At 37.9% G+C, this 6638-nt stretch carries 7 protein-coding genes; 3 read left to right on the top strand and 4 right to left on the bottom strand.

What is annotated here, in order from left to right; all coding sequences use genetic code 11:
- Positions 1-580 (top strand): response regulator (locus tag BT797_RS20185; protein WP_139291714.1); only part of this gene is annotated, 580 nt, incomplete at its 5' end.
- A gap of 7 nt (positions 581-587) precedes the next feature.
- Here the strand turns inward: BT797_RS20185 and BT797_RS20180 are convergent.
- Complete coding sequence (locus BT797_RS20180) at positions 588-1376, bottom strand: ion transporter (RefSeq protein WP_045110294.1); 789 nt, start codon at positions 1374-1376, stop codon at positions 588-590.
- Positions 1377-1496: 120 nt separating this feature from the next.
- On the opposite strand from BT797_RS20180, the gene BT797_RS20175 reads away from it, so the two are divergent.
- Positions 1497-1820, top strand: a complete 324-nt coding sequence (locus BT797_RS20175; protein WP_045110295.1) for a YqfO family protein — start codon at positions 1497-1499, stop codon at positions 1818-1820.
- Between the two features lie 18 nt (positions 1821-1838).
- Here the strand turns inward: BT797_RS20175 and BT797_RS20170 are convergent, their stop codons facing one another.
- From BT797_RS20170 to BT797_RS20160, 3 genes are all read right to left on the bottom strand, one after another.
- On the bottom strand, positions 1839-2576 hold the full coding sequence (locus BT797_RS20170) for a copper homeostasis protein CutC (RefSeq protein ID WP_075473275.1): 738 nt from the start codon (positions 2574-2576) through the stop codon (positions 1839-1841).
- Between the two features lie 119 nt (positions 2577-2695).
- The gene (locus tag BT797_RS20165) at positions 2696-4507 is read right to left on the bottom strand and encodes a long-chain-acyl-CoA synthetase (protein WP_075473274.1); all 1812 of its coding nucleotides are present in this window, start codon (positions 4505-4507) and stop codon (positions 2696-2698) included.
- 3 nt (positions 4508-4510) lie between these two features.
- A complete protein-coding gene (locus BT797_RS20160; protein WP_075473276.1) occupies positions 4511-5431 on the bottom strand; it encodes a MaoC/PaaZ C-terminal domain-containing protein in 921 nt (306 codons plus the stop codon).
- Between the two features lie 189 nt (positions 5432-5620).
- Here BT797_RS20160 and BT797_RS20155 point away from each other — a divergent pair, with 189 nt between their 5' ends.
- The gene (locus tag BT797_RS20155; RefSeq protein WP_045110298.1) at positions 5621-6625 is read left to right on the top strand and encodes an AraC family transcriptional regulator; all 1005 of its coding nucleotides are present in this window, start codon (positions 5621-5623) and stop codon (positions 6623-6625) included.
- Positions 6626-6638: the final 13 nt, after the last annotated feature.

The raw sequence follows: 6638 nt of genomic DNA, 5'->3' as shown, positions 1-6638 counted from the left end.
AAATTGCTCGCCGCGCTACACACATACAGATGATAAGTATGATTTTGATAATAGAATTGATGGTTTAATTACCATGCCATTACTTGGTAGCCGATTACTTAAAACGATGAAATCTGCGCTGATGAACAAGGCTGAATCAGAGACAAACATAGTACCGAGTTTAGCTAGTGTAATGGCCGAAGATATTGCAGTAGATAATATGCTTATTCTTATTGTAGAAGATAATTTGATTAATCAAAAAGTCGCCACCTTGCTATTAAAACAGTGTGGTTATGATAGCCATATTGCGAATAACGGTGAAGAAGCTGTCGCAATGGTATCTTCTGGTGAACATAAGTATAAGGCCATATTAATGGATTGTATGATGCCAGTTATGGATGGGTTTACAGCGACAGAGCATATCCGGAAATGGGAAACATCATTTTCCGTACCAGAAACACCTATTATTGCATTAACCGCTAGTGTGTTGGATGCTGATATCCAACGTTGTTTTGATGTTGGTATGAATGACTATGTACCTAAGCCATTTAAAAAAGATCTACTCATAGAGAAAATTGAGCGGCTAGCAAGCGCCGCTTAAGCTGATATTATCGATCTTGTTTAGGCTCTGAAGTAGGGGGCTGCTGACGTAGTAACATTTTCAGTTCAGCAATATCCTGCTTTAAGGCCATGACCTCTGTATGTAAGGTATTTACATTTGAGGTTTGTTCTATTTTAGATTCTTTTCCACCATCAACAAACCATGAGGAAATAAAACCAGTAAATGTGCCGAATAAACCAACTCCGGCAGTCATGAGTAGTGCCGCTATGATGCGCCCTCCTGTTGTTACAGGATAATAATCACCATAACCAACCGTTGTTATGGTGACAAATGACCACCAAAGCGCATCTACACCATTGTTGATGTTACTGCCTATTTGCCCTTGTTCTAACAGCAGAATACCGACAGCACCAAAGGTTACAAGCACAAATGAAATAGCAGACACTAAGGAGAATGTCGCTTTAAAGCGATGTTCAAAGATCATTTTAAGCACGAGCTTAGATGATCGAATATGCTGAATAGCGCGGAGGATCCGTGCAATACGAATCATACGTATAAATTGAAGTTGCTCTACCATCGGAATACTGGATAATAAGTCAATCCAACCCCATTTCATAAATTTCAGCTTACTCTCTGCTTGATAAAAGCGAATGATAAAGTCGGTAAAAAAGAACAAACAAATTATATTATCAACACTGGTCAATATTTCGGTCACGTTACTAGACAGTGTAAATACGAGCTGAAGCAGTGATGAAACAACAACATGCAGTGATAAGATCAACATGAAGATTTGAAATGGATTAACATCATTATTGGTTTTAAGTTTTGTTTGCACAGGTTAGCGCCTTGATTCATTGATTTTATTAATATAAACGTTACTGCGTAGCAAAACAAAATATTTTTATAGTGGCTTCGTTAATCGGCGTGGTGACAGTGCAATGTGGGGGTGTAAGTTATGTATGTTATTATTTTTTATGTGCCGCAAGCAAATGTGGAAGGTGTTAAGCAAGCGTTGTTTAAAGCTGGTGCGGGTACTATCGGCGATTATGCGCGTTGCGCTTGGCAATGTTTAGGTACTGGTCAATTTAAGCCATTACTGGGTAGTCAGCCACATATCGGTACGTTAAATGAAATAGAATTTGTTGATGAGTTTAGAGTCGAAATGGTTTGCTGTGCGGATAATGTAAGGGCTGCAGTTAATGCGTTGATTTCTGCCCACCCTTACGAAGAGCCCGCTTATCACATTTTACAAACACTCAATGTTGATGATTTACCTTAGCGTAAAATAGAATCTAACTTAGCGATTGGTTACACTGACTATAGCCGAAATTGTTTTTGCACAAGTAACTGAGATTAAACTGTCAGCATCCTGCTCAGTTCCCATTGTAACCGTTGAATGGGGTTTCATGGCACTTTTTCTAGTTGTCTTTCCTGATAAGTGTAGCTCTTTCGCTTTTGTGATAGAGATGATCTTTTCAGCATTGTCTGGGTTGACACCTGCACCAGGCATAATACTGATTCTACCATCCGCTTGAATGACTAACTCTTTGATAAGCTCACAACCTTGTTCTGCTCTAGCTTGTTGGCCTGATGTTAAAACGCGTTCACAACCTGCATTGATTAAGATTTCTAATGCTTGTTTAGGATCATTACATAGATCAAAGGCCCTGTGGAAGGTTACGCCGATATCGCGAGAGGCCGCCATTAAACGTTTTAATGCGGCTTCATCAATATCACCTTCTGATGTTAATGCACCAATGACTACACCTTGGATACCTAGCAGTTTCATGAATTTAATATCAGAAACCATGATATCAACTTCTTGCTCACTATATATAAAATCACCTGCGCGAGGGCGGATTATTGTATAAAGGGGGATAGTTGCTAGATCGAGAGACTTTTGGACAAAACCAGCATTGGCGGTTAGGCCTCCTAACGCTAAAGCTGAGCACAGTTCGATACGATCTGCACCAGCCAGCTGAGCCGTTTGAAGTGACTCTATATTATCGACACATACCTCTATTGTAATGGTCATAAGTTTCTCTTTATTACAAAAATAAAGTGATCATAGGCAGTTCTGTATAATATGAAAGTAAAAAAGACGACTAAGGTCGTCTAGATCAATCCTTATGATAAAAAACCACAATATTAGAGCTAGAAAGACAATTGTTTTTTATCAATTGCAGTTATCGTACTTTTTTCTAATGCCGTATAGCTATTCTGTTTAGGAAGTTTGATAAGAATTACTTCTTTCGACATATTTGGGTAGTATGATTCTTTTTTCAAATCTGTTTTTTTATATTTGAACGTACCTGTCATTTCTTGTTGTTCACGTAAACGTACAAATATAGGTTGTGCATAGCTTGGCAGTACAGATGTGACGTGTTGAAAGAAGTCTGCTGCTGAGAATTCATGTATTGGGCAATTCAAAGTAAGCGCAACCATACCAGCTCGACCATCATGATGTGGTAGTTCGATACCATAAGCAACAGTCTGGTCAACTTGATTAAACTCATTAAGTTGACCTTCTACTTGTGTCGTCGCCACATTCTCACCTTTCCAACGGAACGTATCACCTAATCTATCGACGAAAGATATATGTCTAAACCCTTGATATTTAACGAGGTCACCAGTGTTGAAATAGCAGTCATTATCTTTAAGTACCGATCGGAATAGTTTTTTATTACTTTCTTTATTATCGGTGTAACCATCAAAAGGGGATCGCTTGGTGATTTTTGTTAATAGTAAACCCACACCACCTGTTCTTACTTTGATCATTTTCCCTTTTTCATTGTACAGGGGTTCGTCGTTATTAATATCATACTCTACAACGGTAAAGGCAAGTGGCGTAATGCCTGCGGTGTGAGGTAAGTTCAATGCATTGGTAAAGACAAGGTTACATTCACTGGCACCATAGAATTCGTTAATATGTTCGATCCCAAAACGCTGTTGGAACTCATCCCAAATCTCTGGGCGTAAACCATTGCCAATAATCTTTTTAATGCCGTGTTGTTTATCGTTATCTTTTGCTGGCACATTTAGAAGGTATCGGCATAGCTCGCCAATATAGGTAAATGCGGTTGCATTGTGGGTTCGTATTTCATCCCAGAATCGACTGGAACTGAATTTTTCAGAAAGAGCAAGTGTGGCTGCATTACCAAACACAGCACTTAATGAAACGGTTAATGCGTTGTTATGATACAAGGGGAGTGATAGGTATAATACATCATCAGCAGTAAGGCGTAATGATGCCATCCCTATCCCTGACATTGACTTAAACCAGCGATGGTGACTCATTTTTGCTGCTTTAGGTAAGCCAGTTGTCCCTGAGGTGAAAATATAAAACGCAGAATTTTTAAGCTGAATTTTAGGCGTTGAGTCAGGGTTTAATACCGAATAATTTTCTACTAACTTTGATATATCTCTAAACTTAATAGAGTGCTTTGGTTTGTTTAATGCCGGTATATAAAAAATATTGTTTTTCAGTGTTTGTGGTAAGTTCTCTTTAATATCATTAATAGCCGAATTATAGACTTCATCTGCGATAATTAATTTTGTATCGACAACTGCTAGGCTATGTTCGAGGATCGCATTTCTTTGTGTCGTATTTATCATACAAGCAATTGCACCGAGCTTAACAACTGCAAGCGCAATAATAATGGTTTCAGGCCTATTATCGAGCATGATTGCCACTTTATCATTATGGTTAATCCCGTACTCATGTAAATAATTTGCATATTGATTTGCTTGATTGTTCAGATCTTCGTAGCTATAACGTTGGTCTTTGAACTGAATTGCAATCAAACCAGAGTTTTTAATAGCCTGCTCTTCAAGTAGTAAACCAATAGACATATAACGTTCTGGCTTTGCTTTTTGTAAGTGCCACAAGCCTTTTAAAATAGGCTTAGGTGTTTTTAATATATTGATTGTGCTTTTGAATAATTGCTTCCTGGATATAACAGTCATAAGTTAATTCATTCTATTGAGTAAAGGGAGTATGACACCTGATAAATGAGTCACGCATTGTTCTGAATCCATTAAACTAAATGTATTGTTTTGCTGTGATAATGCGACGTTCAAACAAACTTGAGTAGGTAAATAAATAGCATTTTTAAATTGAACATTAATACTAATATGTTGAATATCAATAAGTACTTCTAATTGTGCGAGTACGCGTGCTTTGGCTAACATGCCGTGCATCATCGTGGTTCTAAACCCCATTAATTTTGCTGGGATATGATGTAAGTGGATAGGATTTGCATCTTTTGAAATATAAGCATATTTAAGCGCATCCAAAGCTGTAAATTGTAATGATGAAATTGCCTTTATCTCTTGTTTATTCAATGCAGAATGGTACGAGTCTGTGGTTTTAGACTGTCGAAAATGTATGTCTGGTCGTTTTTGTTTTAATGATTGTAAGAAGGTCGAACTGCACTCCCATACTAATTTACCATTCTCAAAAATATCAATATGGGTCTCAATGAAACGACCCTTGTTAGAGGTATGGTCATGACCAACATGACACAAAATGGTAAGTGTTGTATTTTGCTTAATAGGAATATGTTGAGTTATACGGTTTGAATAATGAATGAGCCCCAATATTGAGACTGGAAACGCTTTAGATGTCATTAACTTCATTAATAAAGGAAAGGCAACCACGAAAGGGTATGTAGCAGGTAGATAACCAGTATGCTTAAAGCCACAGCAGTTAATATATTGCTGAAAATTGTTTAAATCTATCGACAGACCACTAACACAGTATTGCTGTGTAAAAGGCTTTTTTGACGATGATTTAGTTATTGCTTTCACAATTGTATTGAGTACAGCTTTCGTGTACGAAACAGTAATTGAAGGTTGTTTTTTAAAGTGTGTAATTGATTTTGTCGTCATGATAAATAAATTGCGCAATGATATGTTGCAATTATGTTAAGCTCTTTGTGTGATGGTTGAATTGGCGAGTGTGTAATTGGTTAATGGCAGCTCGGTCAAATACCTGACTTAAATTGTGTTACTCAATCCTTTGATAGTGGTAGAGTTAGTGGATCAAACAAAGATTTAAAGTTAATAAGTGGAATAATTATGCAAGATGCGGGCGTATTATTACGTATTGCTTATGCGGCAATGAAAGAGTTAGATATCGATGTACTCGAAGTACTCTCTCGTTGCAACATTAGTGAAGACGTGCTGAATGATAAGGATTTACGTACACCTAATCAGGCACAAACACATTTTTGGCAGGTCCTTGAGGACATAAGTAAAGATCCAAATATTGGCATTTCACTTGGTGAACGCATGCCTGTTTTTACTGGTCAAGTTTTGCAGTATCTTTTTTTGAGTAGTCCTACGTTTGGTACAGGTTGGGAGCGAGCCGCAAAATACTTTAGGTTGATTAGTGACGCGGCAAGAGCTTCTATTCATATTGAAGATGATCTCGCGAGGCTATCTGTTAATTTAGACGGGATGACTGAAGATGCTAATCGGCACTTGAATGACTGCTTAGTGATTGGTGCATTTAAATTTTGCTTGCATGTTACTGAAGGTGACTTTAAAGCCAATAAAATAGCCTTTGCTCATCAACAGCCCGAAGATTTAACGGCATATTCTAACGTCTTTCCTTGCCCTCTTGAGTTTTCCGCGGCAGATAACTTTATTTATTTTGATGCTGATTTGCTAGATCGACCTTCAACACATGCTGAGCCCGAGTTGTTTGCATTGCACGAGCAGCTCGCTAGCAGAAAAGTTGCAAAGTTAGAACTTAAAGATATCGTGGATAAGGTGCGTGGCGTTATTGCGCAGCAACTTGAATCGGGTGTTGTGACATTAGAAAGTATTGCAACTGAGCTTGATATGAAGCCGCGCATGTTACGGGCTAAGCTGGCTGAGATAGATTATAATTTTAATCAAATACTAGCCGATTTCCGTTGTGAGCTGTCTAAAAAACTGTTGGCGAATACGAATGAATCAATTGATCAGATTGTATATCTAACTGGATTTTCAGAGCCAAGTACTTTTTATCGTGCATTTAAACGTTGGGTACAAATGACCCCAATTGAATATCGCCGAAGTAAGCGGGTTGATGATTAATAAATCTAGAAGA

Source organism: Moritella viscosa (genome assembly GCF_900120065.1).
GTDB classification, from domain to species: domain Bacteria; phylum Pseudomonadota; class Gammaproteobacteria; order Enterobacterales; family Moritellaceae; genus Moritella; species Moritella viscosa.
This window is presented reverse-complemented; position numbering and strand designations above follow the sequence as displayed.

Bases quoted from the DNA above. Each gene is read 5' to 3' on its own strand.
- BT797_RS20175 (WP_045110295.1), top strand. From the start codon at position 1,497: ATGTATGTTATTATTTTTTATGTGCCGCAAGCAAATGTGGAAGGTGTT.
- BT797_RS20155 (WP_045110298.1), top strand. From the start codon at position 5,621: ATGCAAGATGCGGGCGTATTATTACGTATTGCTTATGCGGCAATGAAA.
- BT797_RS20160 (WP_075473276.1), bottom strand. From the start codon at position 5,431: ATGACGACAAAATCAATTACACACTTTAAAAAACAACCTTCAATTACT.
- BT797_RS20170 (WP_075473275.1), bottom strand. From the start codon at position 2,576: ATGACCATTACAATAGAGGTATGTGTCGATAATATAGAGTCACTTCAA.
- BT797_RS20165 (WP_075473274.1), bottom strand. From the start codon at position 4,507: ATGACTGTTATATCCAGGAAGCAATTATTCAAAAGCACAATCAATATA.